General features: G+C 60.4%; 20 protein-coding genes. 18 read left to right on the top strand and 2 right to left on the bottom strand.

What is annotated here, in order from left to right; all coding sequences use genetic code 11:
* The first annotated feature begins 7 nt into the window (after nt 1-7).
* The 13 genes from flhF (at nt 8) to ACI77H_RS05920 (ending at nt 12180) form a co-directional block, all read left to right on the top strand.
* Nucleotides 8-1336 (top strand): flagellar biosynthesis protein FlhF, encoded by a 1329-nt coding sequence (gene flhF, locus ACI77H_RS05980; protein ID WP_407010916.1) that lies wholly within the window; start codon nt 8-10, stop codon nt 1334-1336.
* 116 nt (nt 1337-1452) lie between these two features.
* Nucleotides 1453-2283 (top strand): flagellar synthesis regulator FleN, encoded by an 831-nt coding sequence (gene fleN, locus ACI77H_RS05975; protein ID WP_008001746.1) that lies wholly within the window; start codon nt 1453-1455, stop codon nt 2281-2283.
* Nucleotides 2280-3020 carry an RNA polymerase sigma factor FliA gene (gene fliA, locus ACI77H_RS05970; protein ID WP_007894214.1) on the top strand — a complete coding sequence of 247 codons (741 nt, stop codon included), beginning with the start codon at nt 2280-2282 and terminating at the stop codon, nt 3018-3020. The genes fleN and fliA overlap by 4 nt, the downstream gene beginning before the upstream one ends.
* A 167-nt stretch (nt 3021-3187) precedes the next feature.
* Nucleotides 3188-3559: a chemotaxis response regulator CheY gene (locus ACI77H_RS05965; protein ID WP_161986607.1), complete on the top strand. Its 372-nt coding sequence runs from the start codon at nt 3188-3190 to the stop codon at nt 3557-3559.
* Nucleotides 3560-3581: 22 nt separating this feature from the next.
* Nucleotides 3582-4370: a protein phosphatase CheZ gene (locus tag ACI77H_RS05960; RefSeq protein WP_407010914.1), complete on the top strand. Its 789-nt coding sequence runs from the start codon at nt 3582-3584 to the stop codon at nt 4368-4370.
* A gap of 46 nt (nt 4371-4416) precedes the next feature.
* Complete coding sequence (locus ACI77H_RS05955) at nt 4417-6666, top strand: chemotaxis protein CheA (RefSeq protein WP_407010913.1); 2250 nt, start codon at nt 4417-4419, stop codon at nt 6664-6666.
* Between the two features lie 50 nt (nt 6667-6716).
* On the top strand, nt 6717-7847 hold the full coding sequence (locus ACI77H_RS05950) for a chemotaxis response regulator protein-glutamate methylesterase (protein ID WP_407010912.1): 1131 nt from the start codon (nt 6717-6719) through the stop codon (nt 7845-7847).
* Nucleotides 7847-8587 (top strand): flagellar motor protein, encoded by a 741-nt coding sequence (locus ACI77H_RS05945; RefSeq protein WP_407010911.1) that lies wholly within the window; start codon nt 7847-7849, stop codon nt 8585-8587. The genes ACI77H_RS05950 and ACI77H_RS05945 overlap by 1 nt, the downstream gene beginning before the upstream one ends.
* Before the next feature lie 15 nt (nt 8588-8602).
* Nucleotides 8603-9493 carry a flagellar motor protein MotD gene (gene motD / locus ACI77H_RS05940; RefSeq protein ID WP_407010910.1) on the top strand — a complete coding sequence of 297 codons (891 nt, stop codon included), beginning with the start codon at nt 8603-8605 and terminating at the stop codon, nt 9491-9493.
* A 43-nt stretch (nt 9494-9536) separates the two neighbouring features.
* Nucleotides 9537-10325 carry a ParA family protein gene (locus tag ACI77H_RS05935; RefSeq protein ID WP_407010909.1) on the top strand — a complete coding sequence of 263 codons (789 nt, stop codon included), beginning with the start codon at nt 9537-9539 and terminating at the stop codon, nt 10323-10325.
* Nucleotide 10326: 1 nt separating this feature from the next.
* Nucleotides 10327-11226 carry a CheW domain-containing protein gene (locus ACI77H_RS05930; protein WP_407010908.1) on the top strand — a complete coding sequence of 300 codons (900 nt, stop codon included), beginning with the start codon at nt 10327-10329 and terminating at the stop codon, nt 11224-11226.
* Nucleotides 11227-11301: 75 nt separating this feature from the next.
* A complete protein-coding gene (locus ACI77H_RS05925; RefSeq protein ID WP_008024622.1) occupies nt 11302-11787 on the top strand; it encodes a chemotaxis protein CheW in 486 nt (161 codons plus the stop codon).
* The gene (locus tag ACI77H_RS05920) at nt 11788-12180 is read left to right on the top strand and encodes a DUF2802 domain-containing protein (protein WP_407010906.1); all 393 of its coding nucleotides are present in this window, start codon (nt 11788-11790) and stop codon (nt 12178-12180) included.
* A 177-nt stretch (nt 12181-12357) separates the two neighbouring features.
* Here ACI77H_RS05920 and ACI77H_RS05915 read toward each other — a convergent pair whose 3' ends face one another.
* Nucleotides 12358-12687, bottom strand: coding sequence for an EscU/YscU/HrcU family type III secretion system export apparatus switch protein (locus ACI77H_RS05915; RefSeq protein WP_407010905.1), 330 nt, complete (start codon nt 12685-12687; stop codon nt 12358-12360).
* Entirely contained in the window at nt 12684-14258 is a 1575-nt protein-coding gene (locus ACI77H_RS05910) for a flagellar hook-length control protein FliK (RefSeq protein WP_407010903.1), read from the bottom strand. Before ACI77H_RS05910 ends, ACI77H_RS05915 begins: the two co-directional genes overlap by 4 nt.
* 196 nt (nt 14259-14454) lie before the next feature.
* Here ACI77H_RS05910 and ccmA point away from each other — a divergent pair, with 196 nt between their 5' ends.
* The 5 genes from ccmA to ccmE all read left to right on the top strand — a co-directional run bounded on the left by ccmA (nt 14455) and on the right by ccmE (nt 17214).
* A complete protein-coding gene (ccmA, locus tag ACI77H_RS05905; protein ID WP_407010902.1) occupies nt 14455-15090 on the top strand; it encodes a cytochrome c biogenesis heme-transporting ATPase CcmA in 636 nt (211 codons plus the stop codon).
* The gene (gene ccmB / locus ACI77H_RS05900; RefSeq protein ID WP_407010901.1) at nt 15087-15755 is read left to right on the top strand and encodes a heme exporter protein CcmB; all 669 of its coding nucleotides are present in this window, start codon (nt 15087-15089) and stop codon (nt 15753-15755) included. Before ccmA ends, ccmB begins: the two co-directional genes overlap by 4 nt.
* A gap of 78 nt (nt 15756-15833) precedes the next feature.
* Nucleotides 15834-16589 carry a heme ABC transporter permease gene (locus tag ACI77H_RS05895; RefSeq protein WP_150630208.1) on the top strand — a complete coding sequence of 252 codons (756 nt, stop codon included), beginning with the start codon at nt 15834-15836 and terminating at the stop codon, nt 16587-16589.
* A complete protein-coding gene (gene ccmD / locus ACI77H_RS05890; RefSeq protein WP_008145547.1) occupies nt 16586-16762 on the top strand; it encodes a heme exporter protein CcmD in 177 nt (58 codons plus the stop codon). The genes ACI77H_RS05895 and ccmD overlap by 4 nt, the downstream gene beginning before the upstream one ends.
* Complete coding sequence (gene ccmE, locus ACI77H_RS05885; RefSeq protein ID WP_054596313.1) at nt 16759-17214, top strand: cytochrome c maturation protein CcmE; 456 nt, start codon at nt 16759-16761, stop codon at nt 17212-17214. Before ccmD ends, ccmE begins: the two co-directional genes overlap by 4 nt.

Genomic DNA, 17214 nt, shown 5'->3' with positions numbered 1-17214 from the left:
GTGGTTTATGCAAGTTAAGCGTTTTTTCGCCGCCGATATGCGTCAGGCCATGAAGCTGGTTCGTGATGAGCTGGGCGCTGATGCCGCCATCATTGGCAACCGCCGGATCGCCGGTGGTGTCGAGCTGACGGCCGCGCTCGATTACAAGCTGTCGGCGTTGGCCCCGCGTGTTCCGAACATGGAACTCGAGGACGAGCTGCGCAAGACTCAGTCGCGGATCGTCACCGCCCAGGCCGAACTGAGCCTGCGCAGCGAGGGCGAGAGCGACAAGTCGACCAATCGCCAGTTGTTCGCCGGCCTGCCGCTGACTGCCGCTGAACCGTTGATCGAGCCTACGTACACTGAACCTCGTCGCCCGGCACCGGCTCCTGCGCCTGCTTCGACCGGCGTTGATCCGCGTGCTTTCGACTCGATGCGTTTCGAACTCAACAGCCTGCGCGAACTGATGGAAGTACAACTCGGCTCCCTGGCCTGGAACCAACTGCAAGGCAGTCGTCCGGCCCAGGCCAACCTTTGGCGTCGCCTGCAACGCATCGGTTTGTCCGGTCCGTTGTCCCGCGACCTGCTGGAGCTGATTACCGACATTGAAGAGCCTCGTCAGGCCTGGCGCATGTTGCTGGCGCACCTGGCGCGGATGATCGCCACACCGGAAGTCGAGCCACTGGAAGAGGGCGGCGTGATTGCCATGGTCGGCCCGGCCGGCATGGGCAAGACCACCACTCTGGCCAAGCTCGCGGCCCGTTACGTGCTCAAGTACGGCGCGCAGAATATCGCGCTGGTGAGCATGGACAGCTACCGTATCGGTGCTCAGGAACAACTCAAGACCCTCGGCCGGATCCTCAATGTGTCGGTGACGCACGTCGATCCGGGTCAGTCGCTGGTGCAGGCGCTGGATCCGTTGCTGCGCAAGCGCGTGGTGCTGATCGATACCGCGGGCCTCCAGGCCAGTGACCCGGCATTGCGCATGCAACTCGAAAGCCTGGCTGGCCGTGGCATCAAATCAAAAAATTATCTGGTTCTGGCAACCACCAGCCAGGAACAGGTTCTAACCGCCGCTTATCACAGTTACAAGCGCTGCGGGCTCGCTGGCTGCATCCTGACTAAACTGGATGAAACGGCAAGCCTGGGTGAGGTGTTGAGCCTGGCAATCAGTCATGAATTGCCGGTGGCTTACCTGACCGATGGACCGCGTATTCCGGATGATTTGCATCTGCCGCGTCGTCATCAGTTGGTCAGTCGCGCCGTCAGCGTGCAAATGCAGGAAGAACCCAGCGAAGAAGCCATGGCTGACATGTTCGCTGATATTTATCACAGCCCGACCAAGCAGGTTGGCTGAGGTATTAATGAACAGTTTTTGTACCTACATCGATGGTCTGCCATGCATTGTTCAGATGATGAACGCGCAGCCAGTAATGTGGCCTCCGTCTATGCAAGACAAGGTAAAGAAATAACATGGGCAGCATGCATCCCGTACAGGTGATCGCGGTGACCGGCGGCAAAGGTGGCGTCGGGAAGACTAACGTGTCAGTGAACTTGTCCCTGGCTCTAGCTGAGCTCGGCCGGCGCGTCATGCTGTTGGACGCCGATCTGGGGCTGGCGAACGTCGACGTCCTGCTGGGACTGACACCCAAACGTACCCTGGCTGACGTCATCGAAGGCCGCTGTGAACTGCGCGACGTGCTGTTGCAGGGGCCCGGCGGCATTCGCATCGTCCCTGCGGCGTCCGGCACTCAGAGCATGGTGCACCTGAGCCCGGCTCAGCACGCCGGCCTGATCCAGGCTTTCAGTGATATCGGCGACAACCTCGACGTGCTGGTGATCGACACCGCTGCGGGTATTGGTGACTCGGTAGTCAGTTTTGTTCGCGCCGCGCAAGAAGTCTTGCTGGTGGTGTGCGACGAGCCGACCTCGATCACCGACGCCTACGCCCTGATCAAACTGCTCAACCGCGACTACGGCATGAATCGCTTCCGCGTCCTGGCCAACATGGCGCAGAGCCCGCAGGAAGGGCGCAACCTGTTCGCCAAGTTGACCAAGGTCACGGACCGCTTCCTTGACGTCGCCTTACAATACGTCGGTGCGGTGCCGTACGACGAAAGCGTGCGCAAGGCTGTGCAGAAGCAGCGCGCGGTCTATGAAGCCTTCCCGCGATCCAAGTGCTCCCTGGCGTTCAAGGCCATCGCACAAAAGGTCGATACCTGGCCGCTGCCCGCCAACCCGCGTGGGCACCTGGAGTTTTTCGTCGAGCGCCTCGTGCAACAAACGGCAGGACCCGTGCTATGACAGCCAGCGGTTACAACCTCTACAAGAAGTCGGCACGTGACGCGCAGTACGAGCTGATCGAGCGTTACGCGCCACTGGTCAAACGCATTGCCTACCACTTGCTGGCACGACTGCCGGCCAGTGTCCAGGTCGAAGACCTGATTCAGGCCGGGATGATCGGCCTGCTAGAAGTATCGACCAAATATGACGCCAGCAAAGGCGCGAGTTTCGAGACGTACGCGGGCATTCGAATCCGCGGCGCCATGCTTGATGAAGTGCGCAAAGGGGACTGGGCGCCACGTTCGGTCCACCGCAATACCCGCATGGTCAGCGACGCAATTCGCTCGATTGAAGCTAAAACCGGCCGTGACGCTAAAGATCACGAAGTTGCGGCCGAACTCCAATTGAGTCTCGACGATTACTACGGGATTTTGAACGACACCCTGGGCAGTCGCTTGTTCAGTTTCGACGATCTGTTGCAGGACGGCGAACATGAAGGGCTGCATGAGGATGGCGCGAGTGCTCATCTCGAGCCGTCACGCGATCTGGAAGATGAACGCTTCCAGGCAGCGCTGGCGGACGCGATTGCCAATTTGCCGGAGCGTGAGCGACTGGTGTTGGCGCTGTACTACGACGAAGAGTTGAATCTCAAGGAAATCGGTGAGGTCCTGGGGGTCAGCGAATCTCGGGTCAGCCAGTTACACAGCCAGTGCGCGGCCCGTTTGCGGGGGCGTTTGGGGGAGTGGCGAGCGCGCTGAAGGCAGTGTGGGGACACTGCGAACGTGGCTGGTGTGGTGTTGAACTGCGCCGGTCGCGATCTGTTGTGCTCCAGACAGTCATTGAGTGCTTTGCCGGATTGATTGAAATGGCGCGTCCAGGTGCTGGGTGCGTTTAAGACTGCTTGGAGGTCGAATTGGACAAGAACATGAAAATCCTCATCGTTGATGACTTCTCAACGATGCGGCGGATCATAAAAAACCTGTTGCGTGACCTTGGGTTCACCAACACGGTCGAGGCCGACGATGGCGTTACTGCCATTCCGGTTCTCAACAGCGGAAGCATCGACTTTCTGGTAACGGACTGGAACATGCCGGGCATGACCGGTATCGATCTGCTGCGCCATGTGCGCGCCGATGAAAAGCTCAAGCACCTGCCGGTGCTGATGGTGACCGCTGAAGCCAAGCGCGAGCAGATCATCGAAGCGGCCCAGGCCGGCGTAAACGGCTATGTGGTCAAACCCTTCACGGCCCAGGCGTTGAAAGACAAAATCGAGAAGATTTTCGAACGCATCGGTTGAGAAACTGCGCCACGGGGGAGCTATGGACCACAAAGAATCTTCACAGGGCGATTTTGAATCGACCCTGAAAAAACACGCGGTCGAACTGGTCGAAAGCCTTGAAAAAGGCAGGTTCGGCGACGCTGTGCAACTGATCCATGAGCTCAACCAGACCCGTGACCGCGGCCTGTATCAGGAAGTGGGCAAGCTCACCCGCGAGCTGCACAGCGCGATCGTCAATTTCCAGATTGACCCGCACATGCCGCAAGCCGAGGAAGTGTCCCAGATCACAGATGCCACCGAGCGTCTGGGTTACGTTGTCAAGCTGACAGAGGCCGCAGCCAACCGCACCATGGATCTGGTCGAAAACTCCACGCCGCTGGTCAACAGCCTGAGCGATGAAGCCCAGGCGCTGAGCACGGACTGGGGGCGGTTCATGCGTCGCGAAGTCGGGGCTGAGGAGTTTCGTGAACTGGCACGGCGTGTCGACGGTTTCCTGACACGCAGCAGCGCGGACAACCGCGCGGTGTCGAGCAACCTCAACGACATTCTGCTCGCTCAGGATTACCAGGACCTCACCGGTCAAGTGATCAAGCGTGTGACCCAGTTGGTCACCGAAGTTGAAAGCAACCTGCTCAAGCTCGTGCTTATGGCCAGTCAGGTGGACCGCTTTGCGGGCATCGAACATGACCGTGAAGCGATGCTTGCAGAAAAAGATCCGCAAAAACATCTCTCTCAGGGTGAAGGTCCGCAGATTCATGCCGATAAAAGAGAAGACGTTGTGTCCGGTCAGGACGATGTGGACGACTTGCTATCCAGCCTAGGGTTTTAGAATTTTAGGCATTTTAGGTTTTTAGACCTGTAGGAGCACACCCTTAATGAGCTTCGGCGCCGATGAAGAGATCCTTCAGGATTTCCTGGTTGAGGCCGGCGAGATTCTAGAGCAACTGTCCGAACAGCTGGTCGAGCTTGAAAGCCGACCGGATGATGCGGATTTGCTCAATGCAATTTTTCGCGGTTTTCACACTGTAAAAGGGGGCGCCGGCTTCCTCCAGCTCAACGAGCTGGTGGAGTGCTGTCACATCGCCGAGAACGTGTTCGACATCCTGCGCAAGGGTGAACGTCGCGTCGACTCGGAATTGATGGACGTGGTTCTCGAAGCGCTGGACGCGGTGAACAGCATGTTTACCGAAGTCCGCGAGCGCAGCCCGATAACGGCTGCCACGCCTGAATTGCTGGCGGCCCTGGCCCGTCTGGCCGAGCCGCAAACCGCCGATCAAGCCGCACCTGTAGCTGAAGTGGTGGAAGAACCGGCTGCCGAAGCCGAATCAGGCGACATCACCGATAACGAATTCGAACAACTGCTGGACTCGCTGAACGCCGTCAAGGCTCAGGCTGAGGCCCCGGCGGCTGTTTCACTGCCGGCCGGCGATGCCGCGACCAGCGACGAAATCACCGATGCCGAGTTCGAGTCGTTGCTCGATCAGTTGCACGGCAAAGGCCAGTTTGCTGTCGACGCGGTGGCTGCACCCGCAGCGCCAGCCGCACCGGCAGCGCCGAAAGCGCCAGGCGACAGCTCCAACATTACCGACGACGAGTTCGAAGCACTGCTCGATCAGCTGCACGGCAAGGGCAACTTTGCAGTCGACGCACTGGAATCGGCCATTGCCTCGGTACCGGTCCCGGCTGCGCCAACCGCAGCAGCGGCCGGCGGCGATCTGATCTCGGATCACGAGTTCGAATCGCTGCTCGACGAATTGCATGGCAAAGGCAAGTTCACTGAAGTCGGCACAGGTTCTGCCGCTTCTTCGGTAGCGGCGCCCGTCGCCAAAACCCCGGCACCTGTTGCCAAGGCGCCCGCGCCAAAAGCCGAAGCACCGAAACCCGTCGCCGCCGCTGCTGCACCGGCGCCTGCCCGTGCACCGGCCGCGCCACCGGCGGAAAAACCGGCTAGCGAAGCCGAGACCACCGTGCGGGTCGACACCGCGCGCCTCGACGAAATCATGAACATGGTCGGCGAGTTGGTGCTGGTGCGTAACCGCCTGGTTCGCCTGGGTGCCAACAGCGCCGATGAAGCCATGTCCAAGGCCGTGTCGAACCTCGATGTGGTCACGGCCGACCTGCAAACCGCGGTCATGAAGACCCGGATGCAACCGATCAAGAAAGTCTTCGGGCGCTTCCCGCGTCTGGTTCGCGATCTGGCTCGCCAGCTCAAGAAAGAGATCAACCTGGAACTGGTCGGCGAAGAAACCGACCTCGACAAAAACCTTGTCGAGGCCCTGGCCGACCCGCTGGTCCACTTGGTGCGCAACTCGGTCGACCACGGTATCGAAGAGCCGGCCGAACGCGAAGCGATGGGCAAACCGCGCAGCGGCAAGGTGATTCTGTCTGCCGAACAGGAAGGCGACCACATCCTGCTGTCCATCTCCGATGACGGCAAGGGCATGGACGCCGACGTTCTGCGCGGTATCGCGGTCAAGAAAGGCTTGATGGACAAGGATGCGGCAGACCGCCTCAGCGAGTCCGACTGCTTCAACCTGATCTTCGCCCCGGGGTTCTCGACCAAAACCGAGATCTCCGACGTGTCGGGTCGTGGCGTGGGCATGGACGTGGTGAAAACCAAGATCGCCCAGCTCAACGGCACCATCAATATCTACTCGACCAAGGGCAAAGGCTCGAAGATCGTCATCAAGGTCCCGTTGACCCTGGCGATCATGCCGACGCTGATGGTCATGCTCGGCAATCAGGCGTTCGCGTTCCCGCTGGTGAACGTCAACGAGATCTTCCACCTCGACCTGTCGCGCACCAACGTGGTGGACGGCCAGGAAGTGGTGATCGTGCGGGACAAGGCGCTGCCACTGTTCTACCTCAAGCGCTGGCTGGTCAGCTCCGCCGCTCACGAAGAGCAGCGCGAAGGCCATGTGGTGATCCTTTCGGTGGGCACCCAGCGCATCGGCTTCGTTGTCGATCAACTGGTCGGCCAGGAAGAAGTGGTCATCAAGCCATTGGGCAAAATGCTCCAGGGAACCCCGGGCATGTCGGGCGCCACCATCACCGGTGACGGTCGTATTGCGCTGATTCTCGATGTTCCGAGCATGCTCAAGCGTTACGCCGCACGGCGTATTTGATTCTGGGGGAGCGGGGCGACTGCGCCTCGCCCCCGCCTAACGGAGTGTTTATGGTAGTCAAAGTCCTGGTGGTGGACGATTCGGGGTTTTTCCGCCGCCGCGTCTCGGAAATTCTCTCAGCGGATTCGAATATCCAGGTCGTCGGTACGGCGACCAACGGAAAAGAGGCGATCGATCAGGCGCTGGCCCTCAAGCCGGACGTGATCACCATGGACTACGAGATGCCGATGATGGATGGCATCACGGCGGTGCGGCACATCATGCAGCGCTGTCCGACCCCGGTCTTGATGTTCTCCTCGCTGACGCACGAAGGCGCCCGGGTCACCCTGGATGCGCTGGACGCCGGTGCGGTGGATTTCCTGCCGAAGAATTTCGAAGACATCTCGCGCAACCCCGAGAAGGTCAAGCAACTGCTGTGCGAGAAGATTCTCAGCATCTCGCGCAGTAATCGTCGTGTCAGTGCCTACAGCGCGCCGGCACCGGTCGCTGCACCCGCCCCGACACCTGCGCCTTCCAGCATAGGCAGTTATGGCAGCAGCGCACCTGCTCGTCCGGCACCGGCACCGATGCCTGCTCGCACCTCCGCAGCCAGCCCATCGTCGCCAACGCCGAAACGCAAAGCCTACAAACTGGTTGCCATCGGCACGTCTACAGGCGGCCCGGTTGCCCTGCAACGGGTTCTGACCCAGTTGCCGGCCAACTTTCCGGCACCGATCGTGTTGATCCAGCACATGCCGGCCGCTTTCACCAAGGCGTTCGCCGAACGTCTGGACAAGCTCTGCCGCATCAGCGTCAAGGAAGCCGAGGATGGCGACATCCTGCGTCCGGGCCTGGCGCTGCTGGCGCCGGGTGGCAAGCAAATGATGATCGACGGCCGTGGCGCGGTGAAAATCCTGCCGGGCGACGAACGTCTGAACTACAAACCGTGCGTGGACATCACCTTCGGTTCGGCCGCCAAGACCTACGGTGACAAAGTTCTGGCGGTCGTGTTGACCGGGATGGGCGCCGACGGTCGTGAAGGCGCGCGTCTGCTCAAGCAGGGCGGCAGCTCGATCTGGGCTCAGGATGAACCCAGCTGCGTGATTTACGGCATGCCGATGGCCATCGTCAAAGCCGAACTCGCCGATGCGGTGTACGGCCTCGACGACATTGGCAAGCACCTGGTCGAGGCGTGTATCTGATGGATGTACTCAGCCTCATCGGGATCATCTTGGCGTTCGTCGCCATTATCGGTGGCAACTACCTGGAAGGCGGCCACCTCGGCGCGTTGGCCAACGGTCCGGCCGCGTTGATCGTGCTCGGCGGGACCGTCGGTGCGGCGCTGCTGCAATCGCCGATGAGCGCCTTCAAGCGCGCCATGCAGATTCTCGGCTGGATCCTGTTCCCGCCGCGCATCGACCTCGCCGGCGGCGTCGACCGCGTGGTGAACTGGAGCCTGACCGCCCGCAAGGAAGGTCTGCTGGGTCTGGAAGGGGTCGCCGACGCCGAACCCGACGCCTACTCGCGTAAAGGCCTGCAACTGCTGGTGGACGGCGCCGAACCGGAAGCGATTCGCAGCATTCTGGAAGTGGATTTCTATACCCAGGAAAGCCGCGACATCGAGGCCGCCAAAGTTTTCGAAAGCATGGGCGGCTATGCGCCGACCATCGGCATCATCGGTGCGGTGATGGGCCTGATCCACGTCATGGGCAACCTGGCCGATCCGTCACAACTGGGTAGCGGCATTGCCGTGGCCTTCGTCGCCACCATCTACGGCGTGGCCAGTGCCAACCTGGTGCTGCTGCCGATTGCCGCCAAACTCAAGTCCGTTGCTTTGCGTCAGTCGCGTTATCGCGAAATGTTGCTGGAAGGCATCCTGTCGATCGCCGAAGGTGAAAACCCTCGCTCTATTGAGTTGAAGCTTCAGGGCTTCATGGATTGATGGGGGTAATGGATTATGGCTCGTCGCCGGCAACCTGAAGAACATGTAAACCACGAACGCTGGCTGGTTTCCTACGCCGACTTCATTACGTTGCTGTTTGCCTTTTTCGTGGTGATGTACTCGATCTCTTCGATCAACGAAGGCAAGTACAAGATCATTTCGCAGGCGCTGATCGGCGTGTTCACCGATTCGGATCGTTCGCTCCAGCCGATTCCCATCGGCGAAGAGCGGCCGAAAACCGTGACCCCGGCCAAGCCGCTGGTCAAGGACAGCGAACAGGTCGACGCCGGCATCGCCGGTACCAGCGATCCGCTGAAAAGCATTGCCGATGACATCAGCGCCGCGTTCGGCGACTTGATCAGCTCCAATCAGATGACCGTGCGCGGTAACGAGCTGTGGGTCGAGATCGAACTCAATTCCAGTCTGTTGTTCGGCAGTGGCGATGCCATGCCCAGCGACATGGCGTTCAACATCATTGATAAAGTCGCAGGGATCCTGAAGCCGTTCGACAACCCGATTCACGTCGAAGGCTTCACCGATGATCAACCGATCCGTACCGCGCAGTACCCGACCAACTGGGAGCTGTCCTCGGCGCGTTCGGCGAGCATCGTGCGGATGCTGGCGATGCAGGGGGTAAATCCCGGTCGATTGGCATCGGTGGGTTACGGCGAATTTCAGCCGGTGGCCAATAACGCCACGGCCGAGGGCAGGGCGCGCAACCGTCGCGTGGTGTTGGTGGTGTCGCGAAATCTCGATGTCCGTCGCAGCCTCACCGGCACCGGAACCGCTCATGCGCAACCGGACGCCGCGTTGAAGCGTGCTGGCACACAAACTGCACCTGCACCGGTCAAGTCGCCGGGACGAGAGAGCGCCGTCAATTCTCCGTCACCCGCATTAATACGTTGAGCTATTTCTCGGTCGACCGGTTCGACCGGGAGGAACAATCCGAATGAGAGTCTGGGCCGTTGCCAATCAAAAGGGTGGTGTTGGTAAAACCACTTCCTCTATCGCTCTAGCCGGGTTGCTGGCTGAGGCGGGCAAGCGCGTGGTTGTGGTCGATCTCGACCCCCACGGCTCGATGACCAGCTACTTCGGTTACGACCCCGACAACCTGGAACACAGCAGCTACGACCTGTTCCTGCACCGGGGCAGCGTGCCGCAAGGCTTGCCCGGCCAGTTGCTGTTGCCCACCAGTCACGCGAGTATTTCCCTGTTGCCGTCAAGCACCGCACTGGCGACCCTCGAGCGCCAGTCGCCGGGGCAGAGTGGTTTGGGCCTGGTGATCGCCAAGAGCCTGGCGCAACTGTGGCAGGACTTCGATTACGCGGTGATCGACAGCCCGCCGTTGCTCGGTGTACTGATGGTCAATGCCTTGGCGGCCAGTCAGCAATTGGTGATTCCGGTGCAGACCGAGCACCTGGCAGTCAAAGGCCTGGAGCGCATGGTCAACACCCTGGCGATGATCAACCGTTCGCGTAAACAGCCGCTGGCATTCAGCATCGTACCGACCCTGTTCGACCGGCGCACGCAGGCGTCGCTCGGGACCTTGCGGGTGTTGCGCGACAAGTACCCGGAAGAAATCTGGCAAGGCTACATTCCGGTCGACACGCGTTTGCGCGATGCCAGTCGTGCCGGCGTGACGCCTTCGCAGTTTGACGGCAAGAGCCGCGGCGTGCTGGCCTATCGCGCGCTGCTCAAACACTTGTTGGCGCAGCAATCTGTTGCGCAGGTGGCGTGAGATGAATCGCCCGGTAAAAATCACTTCCCGTCCGCAACTTGCGCTCCAGTCCTATCTGGAGAGCTTGCTGATGGACGCGACTGAAGAGTTGCCGCCGGAAATCGAAGAGTTGCCGGCGCAAATCGAAGCGATTCCCCAGGTGGTCGAAGTTGAAGCGGCGCTGGACGAGTTCCAGGCCGCGGTGCTTGAAGAGCAGGCCCGCGATGCGCAGAAGCCGGCCGAGAAACCGGCAGCCGTTGCCGCGCCAGTCGCGGCACCCGTGGTGAAAGCCTCGGTGGCGCTGATTGAAGCGCCGGCACCGGTTTTGGCGCCGGTATCGACCATCGCGCCACTGCTGCAAGCGCTGGTGCCGCCAATCGTTGAAGTCCATTTGCCGCCGAGCAATACGCCGCCGCCAGTGGAAACCGATGGCCGTCCCGCGTGGGCCGCCGAGCCGTTCGAATGCCTGTTGTTCGATGTCGCCGGGTTGACCCTGGCGGTGCCGCTGGTGTGCCTGGGTTCGATTTACTCCCTGGCCGGTCAGGAGCTGACACCGCTGTTCGGTCAGCCTGAATGGTTCCTCGGGATCCTGCCGAGCCAGGCCGGCAACCTGAAAGTGCTCGATACCGCCCGTTGGGTCATGCCCGACCGCTATCGCGATGACTTCCGTCAGGGCCTGCAATACGTTATTTCGGTTCAGGGCTACGAGTGGGGGCTGGCGGTGCATCAGGTCAGCCGCTCGTTGCGCCTGGACCCGAACGAAATCAAATGGCGCACCCACCGTGGTCAACGACCATGGCTGGCGGGCACGGTGATTGAACACATGTGTGCGTTGCTCGATGTTTCCGAACTGGCCGAGCTGATCGCCAGCGGTGGGGCAAAGCACATGGGTGGCAGTAAGCCGACCCATAAACCGATATAAAAAACACGCGGGGCAAGTGACTTGCCATCGCACCGAACACACACCGCCAGGAGCGGTTTTTCGAGGGGTCAGGGTATGAATGATAAGGCGTCGTCTGCAAAAGGTTCCGAAGATCCGATCCTGCAATGGGTAACCTTCAAGCTGGACAATGAAACCTACGGCATCAACGTGATGCGCGTTCAGGAAGTCCTGCGTTACACCGAAATCGCCCCGGTCCCGGGTGCCCCGAGCTACGTGCTGGGCATCATCAACCTGCGCGGTAACGTGGTCACCGTGATCGACACCCGTCAGCGCTTCGGCCTGATGAATGCCGAGATCAGCGACAACACCCGGATCGTCATCATCGAAGCCGACAAGCAAGTGGTCGGGATCATGGTCGACAGCGTGGCCGAAGTGGTTTACCTGCGTCAGTCGGAAATCGAAACCGCGCCGAACGTGGGTAACGAAGAGTCCGCCAAGTTCATTCAAGGCGTGTGCAACAAGAACAACGAATTGCTGATCCTGGTCGAGCTGGACAAGATGATGAGCGAAGAAGAATGGTCGGAACTGGAGAGTATCTGATTGATTCTTGAGGTTGCGGTCATTGTCTTGTTCCTCTTCTGGGCAGGCACGCTGGCGATGTTTCTGGCGTACATTCGCGGTCAGCGGCAGATCGCCGCGCAACAGGCCCAGGGCGATGCGCTGCGAGATCAGCGCATCAAGGAACTGGCCAAGCGCGTTGACAACTATCAAAGTGGCAGCGTGCGCATGGGTGAAGACCTGCACGAGCTGCGTGCCGTCGTCGGCCCGTTGCCGGACAAGCTGGCTCAGCTTGAACAGCGCGACCCGTCGAGCCTGTCATTTGCCCAGGCAGCGCGCCTGGTCGGAATGGGCGCGAGCGTCGACGAGCTGACTCAGTCCTGCGGGTTGACCCAGGCTGAGGCGGAGTTGATGAGCAAGTTGCACAAGAACTGAAGCTTTTCGCTAGTGTAGGCGCGATGCGGCGTTCCGACTTGCCAGCGATGTCGGCCGAAAGGGCGATGCAAGCCTCAAGACCGCTTCGCCGGCAAGCCGGCTCCTACAGTTTTTGCGAGATCCCGAAGGACATCGCACTTGTAGAGCCGGCTTGCTGGCGATGGCATCTTCGAATCCTCAGTAATCATCCCCGCGATCGGTGATGTCCTTCTCGATCATCTGCGCACTCGGATCATGCCCTTCAGGAAACTTGCCTTTCAGGTTCCAGGCAAACGCAATGATCTCGGCGATCGTGAGGTACAACTCCTGCGGAATACTGTCCCCAAGCTCCATCCTTGCCAGCAGTTTCACCAGCTCGGCGTTCTCGTAGATCGGCACTTCATAATCGCGGGCAATCTTCAGGATTTCTTCCGCCAGTTCTTCGTCGCCTTTTGCCGTGAGGGTCGGGGCGTGGGTGCCGTCATATTTGAGGGCAATGGCCTGGCGTGGCGTCTCGGGATTTCTCATGCGGTTTCGTCAACCCAGCGTTGTTCCAGACGGGTCTGGGGACCTTGCGGCGGTGTGCCGAGGTGGCAATCGAGATCGCCGACGTTCAGGCCTGACGCCAGCAGCCGTTCGCGCAGCCCGACAAGATTGCTCTCGATCAGGCTCGCGGTGTACGGCCGCTCGGCCCACAGCTGGCTGGACAGGCTGCCGTTGATCAGCTGCGCCTGAATCTGCAGCGGCCCCAACGGTTCCATGTCGAATGCCAGTTCGACGCGCCACAGTTGTTGCTTGGGCTCACGTTCGTCACGGCGTTCATTGGGTTGTTCTTTTTCCGGCGCTTCCTCGCGCTGAAACTTGACCTGCAGCGGCACGATGTCTTGCATATTGCGCATCGGGATTTCCAGCTGCCAGGTGCTCATCAGCCGACCGTCGTCGGTGACGCCGGTTTGCTCCAGGCTCGACAGTTGGTGGCTTTGCAGGCGTGAAACCGCGGCGGCCGCCAGACGCAGCAAGTGCTCCAGATCACCTTCGCCGTCCAGGCTCTGCAGGAAGCGCTCCGGCAGAGGAAAACTGGTCGGCTGCGGTTTGGCGCTGACCTGGCCGAGCATGCCGAGGGCGCTGCGTACGAAACTCGGCATGGCCTGGGCCAGCGTGTTGGCGGCGATGATTGCGCTGAGATTGGTGTTGGCCGGCAACCCCGGTGTCAGTTGCGCGATCAGCTTCAGCAGATCGCCTTTCATATCCGGTGCCAGCGTCGGATTTGTCCCGGCGAGCAGTTTTGCCTCGAGGAACAGTCCGCTATTGGCCAGCGCCTGGGCCAGGCCTTTTGGCGTGCTCAGTTGCTGCACGTCCGGCAGGCCAGCGAGCAACTTGTCCACGGCGGCACGCAGGTCGCTGGATGTCTGGTTCGAGGTTGGCAGGTTTTGCAGAAGCTTCAGTAATCCGTCCAGTGAGCCTTGGCGGCTTTGCTGGCTGACCAGTTGTTGGGTGACTGCCAGTTGTTCCTGGCGGTTGCTCAACGGTACGAATTTCAGGGAGTGGGTATCTTGTACCAGCGCGCTCAGCAGGGTGCCGATGCGCAACGGCGTCGGGCTGTCGATGTTCAGGGTGCTGCCGCTCAGCGCCGTGTTGAGCAGACTTACCATCGAACGAAACACCGTCGGCTGGCCCGGCACTTGCGGCAGCACCTGGGAAGTCAGCACTTTGCCTTGCAGCAAGGTGCCCACCGGCAGTTGCGCCGTGTCGAGGCGGGTGAGGGTGGCAACGCTGGAGGCGATGGCCTGTTGCACTGTCACGGCGAGGTTGCCCGCTGATGGCTGGGTGATTGCCAGGTTCGTGCCCTGTGGCAACGGTTGACTGCTGGTGGCCTGAACCGTGGTCTGACGGCCGCTTTCAAGGGTGACCTTGAGCAGCAGTTGAAAGGTCTGATCCGCCTGCTTCAGCGACAGCACTTCGGCTTTGGCGGTCTGCCCGGCACTAATCAAGCCCTCCATCGGCGTCAGCAGCTTGAGCAGATCGCCACTCACCACCTGCGGCCGCGACGTCGCGGGCGTGGTCGGTGGTAGCGGGAGGATGTTCATTTCGCCTGTCATACGCGGTCACAACCTGAGGAAATTGCCCTCTTTAGAGTAGGGCATGGCATGTATAATGCCGCCCGTCTTTCGGAGAGTGGCGAAAACATTGCAATTGTTTGACGCAGCTCTCTAGAACAGGCCGCCAATGCATCTATGCTGCATCTCTTTAGCGGCTGCACCGCCGCCGACTTGAACCGTAAAGGCCCGTGATCTCTTGACCAGTCCAGTCCTGCAAACCGTTGCCCTTGCCTGTGAGCGAGACCTTCGGCTGCTCTTCGAAAATCTCGAATTGAGACTGGCCAGTGGCGAAATGGTGCAAATTAGCGGACCCAATGGCAGTGGCAAAACCAGCTTGTTGCGTCTGCTTTCGGGCTTGATGCAACCGACCGCCGGTCAAGTGCTGCTCAACGGCCAGCCGTTGAACGAACAACGCAGCGAACTGGCGCGTAATCTGCTGTGGATCGGTCATGCGGCGGGCATCAAGGATTTGCTGACCCCCGAAGAAAACCTCAGCTGGCTCTGCGCCCTGCATCAACCGGCCTCCCATGAAGCCATTTGGGCAGCACTTGCCGCTGTCGGACTGCGCGGTTTCGAAGATATTCCGTGCCATACCCTGTCCGCTGGCCAGCAACGCCGTGTGGCGCTGGCGCGGTTGTATCTGGACAGCCCGCCGCTGTGGATCCTCGACGAGCCGTTCACCGCGCTCGACAAGCAAGGCGTGGCGCAACTCGAAGAACACCTGGCCGGGCACTGTGAGCGCGGCGGCATGGTGGTGCTGACTACGCACCACACGCTGAGCCGGATGCCGGCCGGCTATCGCGACATTGATCTGGGGAATTGGGCCGTATGAGTGTTTTCGGCCTGTTGGTCGCCCGTGAGGCTCGCTTGTTGTTCCGTCGTCCGGCGGAGTTGGCCAATCCGCTGGTGTTCTTCGCGATTGTGGTTTCGCTGTTCCCGTTGGCGGTCGGCCCCGAGTCTCAATTGTTGCAAACCTTGTCTCCGGGGCTGGTCTGGGTGGCGGCCCTTTTATCGGTTTTGCTCTCGCTGGACGGGCTTTTCCGCAGTGATTTCGAAGACGGTTCCCTCGAACAGTGGGTCCTTTCGCCGCACCCCCTGACTCTTCTGGTTTTGGCCAAGGTACTGGCACACTGGGCCTTCTCGGGTCTGGCACTGGTTTTGCTCGCTCCACTGCTGGCGTTGATGCTCGGTTTGCCCACCGCCTGTCTGCCGGTGTTGCTGCTTTCCCTGTTGCTGGGTACACCGGTGCTGAGCTTGCTCGGTGCGGTGGGCGCAGCCCTGACGGTAGGCTTGAAGCGTGGCGGCTTGTTGCTGGCGCTGCTGATTCTGCCGTTGTACATCCCGGTGTTGATTCTCGGCAGTGGCGCCTTGCAGGCGGCATTGCAGGGCATGCCGGCGACCGGTTATCTCCTGTGGCTTGGTAGCCTGACCGCCCTGGCGATAACCCTGACACCTTTTGCAATAGCTGCTGGCCTGAAGATCAGCGTCGGCGAATAATGAGGTCTGGTTAAATTTTAACCAGTAAAGACCCTGCGCTGCTCGTGATGGCGAGCAGCAACCGTGATGGAAACAGTAATGAACTGGACCTGGTTTCATAAGCTCGGCTCACCCAAATGGTTTTATGGCATCAGCGGCAAACTGCTGCCGTGGCTGAGCATCGCAGCGTTGCTGCTGATCAGCGTTGGTGTCGTTTGGGGCCTGGCCTTCGCGCCGCCGGACTACCAGCAAGGCAACAGCTTTCGCATCATCTATATCCACGTTCCCGCCGCGATGCTGGCGCAGTCCGTCTACGTCATGCTGGCGGTGTGCGGCATCGTCGGGCTGGTCTGGAAGATGAAACTGGCCGATGTCGCCCTGCAATGCGCGGCGCCCATCGGTGCCTGGATGACCGCCGTGGCGCTGGTCACCGGCGCGATCTGGGGCAAACCGACCTGGGGCTCGTGGTGGGTCTGGGATGCGCGACTTACGTCCATGCTTATTCTGCTGTTTCTGTACTTCGGTCTCATTGCACTGGGCAACGCCATCAGCAATCGTGACAGCGCGGCCAAGGCCTGTGCGGTGTTGGCGATTGTCGGCGTGATCAACATCCCAATCATCAAATACTCGGTGGAGTGGTGGAATACCCTGCACCAGGGTGCGACCTTCACCCTGACCGAAAAACCGGCGATGCCGGCTGAAATGTGGCTGCCATTGCTGCTGACGGTGCTGGGTTTCTATTGTTTCTTCGGTGCTGTTTTGCTGCTGCGCATGCGCCTTGAAGTGCTCAAGCGCGAAGCGCGCGCCAGTTGGGTGAAAGCCGAAGTGCAGAACAGCCTGGAGGCCGCTCGATGAGTTTTGCGTCATTCGGCGACTTCCTCGCCATGGGCCATCACGCCCTGTATGTCTGGTCAGCCTATGGCATCTGCCTGGCGGTGTTGGCCCTCAACGTGGCGGCGCCGATCCTGGCCCGCAAGCGGTATCTGCAACAAGAGGCGCGTCGTCTGCGCCGGGAGAACGGCAAGTGAATCCGCTGCGTAAAAAGCGTCTTATCATCATTCTCGCGATTCTGGTCGGTGTCGGCGCTGCCGTCGGCCTGGCCTTGAGCGCCCTGCAGCAGAACATCAATCTGTTTTACACCCCGACGCAGATCGCCAATGGCGAAGCGCCACAAGACACGCGCATCCGTGCGGGTGGCATGGTCGAGAAAGGTTCGCTGCAACGGTCCGGTGATTCGCTGGACGTTAAATTCATCGTCACTGACTTCAACAAATCCGTGACCATCACCTATCGCGGCATCCTCCCGGATCTGTTCCGCGAAGGGCAGGGCATCGTCGCGCTCGGCAAACTCAATGCCGATGGCGTGGTCGTGGCCGACGAAGTGCTGGCCAAGCACGATGAAAAGTACATGCCGCCTGAAGTGACCAAGGCTTTGAAAGACAGTGGTCAATCCGCTCCAACGCCCGCGAAGGAGGGTTGA

Source organism: Pseudomonas sp. O230 (assembly GCF_045447035.1).
Classification (GTDB): Bacteria; Pseudomonadota; Gammaproteobacteria; order Pseudomonadales; family Pseudomonadaceae; genus Aquipseudomonas.
The sequence above is the reverse complement of the archived record's forward strand: the minus strand, read 5'-3'. Positions and strand labels throughout refer to the sequence as shown.

What these genes read in the sequence shown, in the direction of transcription:
- ACI77H_RS05910 (WP_407010903.1), bottom strand. Translation starts at nt 14,258, where the DNA reads ATGACAGGCGAAATGAACATCCTCCCGCTACCACCGACCACGCCCGCG.
- fleN (WP_008001746.1), top strand. Translation starts at nt 1,453, where the DNA reads ATGGGCAGCATGCATCCCGTACAGGTGATCGCGGTGACCGGCGGCAAA.
- ccmB (WP_407010901.1), top strand. Translation starts at nt 15,087, where the DNA reads ATGAGTGTTTTCGGCCTGTTGGTCGCCCGTGAGGCTCGCTTGTTGTTC.
- ACI77H_RS05895 (WP_150630208.1), top strand. Translation starts at nt 15,834, where the DNA reads ATGAACTGGACCTGGTTTCATAAGCTCGGCTCACCCAAATGGTTTTAT.
- ACI77H_RS05965 (WP_161986607.1), top strand. Translation starts at nt 3,188, where the DNA reads ATGAAAATCCTCATCGTTGATGACTTCTCAACGATGCGGCGGATCATA.
- ccmD (WP_008145547.1), top strand. Translation starts at nt 16,586, where the DNA reads ATGAGTTTTGCGTCATTCGGCGACTTCCTCGCCATGGGCCATCACGCC.
- ACI77H_RS05950 (WP_407010912.1), top strand. Translation starts at nt 6,717, where the DNA reads ATGGTAGTCAAAGTCCTGGTGGTGGACGATTCGGGGTTTTTCCGCCGC.
- motD (WP_407010910.1), top strand. Translation starts at nt 8,603, where the DNA reads ATGGCTCGTCGCCGGCAACCTGAAGAACATGTAAACCACGAACGCTGG.
- ACI77H_RS05960 (WP_407010914.1), top strand. Translation starts at nt 3,582, where the DNA reads ATGGACCACAAAGAATCTTCACAGGGCGATTTTGAATCGACCCTGAAA.
- ACI77H_RS05955 (WP_407010913.1), top strand. Translation starts at nt 4,417, where the DNA reads ATGAGCTTCGGCGCCGATGAAGAGATCCTTCAGGATTTCCTGGTTGAG.
- ACI77H_RS05935 (WP_407010909.1), top strand. Translation starts at nt 9,537, where the DNA reads ATGAGAGTCTGGGCCGTTGCCAATCAAAAGGGTGGTGTTGGTAAAACC.
- ACI77H_RS05945 (WP_407010911.1), top strand. Translation starts at nt 7,847, where the DNA reads ATGGATGTACTCAGCCTCATCGGGATCATCTTGGCGTTCGTCGCCATT.
- ACI77H_RS05930 (WP_407010908.1), top strand. Translation starts at nt 10,327, where the DNA reads ATGAATCGCCCGGTAAAAATCACTTCCCGTCCGCAACTTGCGCTCCAG.
- ACI77H_RS05915 (WP_407010905.1), bottom strand. Translation starts at nt 12,687, where the DNA reads ATGAGAAATCCCGAGACGCCACGCCAGGCCATTGCCCTCAAATATGAC.
- fliA (WP_007894214.1), top strand. Translation starts at nt 2,280, where the DNA reads ATGACAGCCAGCGGTTACAACCTCTACAAGAAGTCGGCACGTGACGCG.
- ACI77H_RS05925 (WP_008024622.1), top strand. Translation starts at nt 11,302, where the DNA reads ATGAATGATAAGGCGTCGTCTGCAAAAGGTTCCGAAGATCCGATCCTG.
- flhF (WP_407010916.1), top strand. Translation starts at nt 8, where the DNA reads ATGCAAGTTAAGCGTTTTTTCGCCGCCGATATGCGTCAGGCCATGAAG.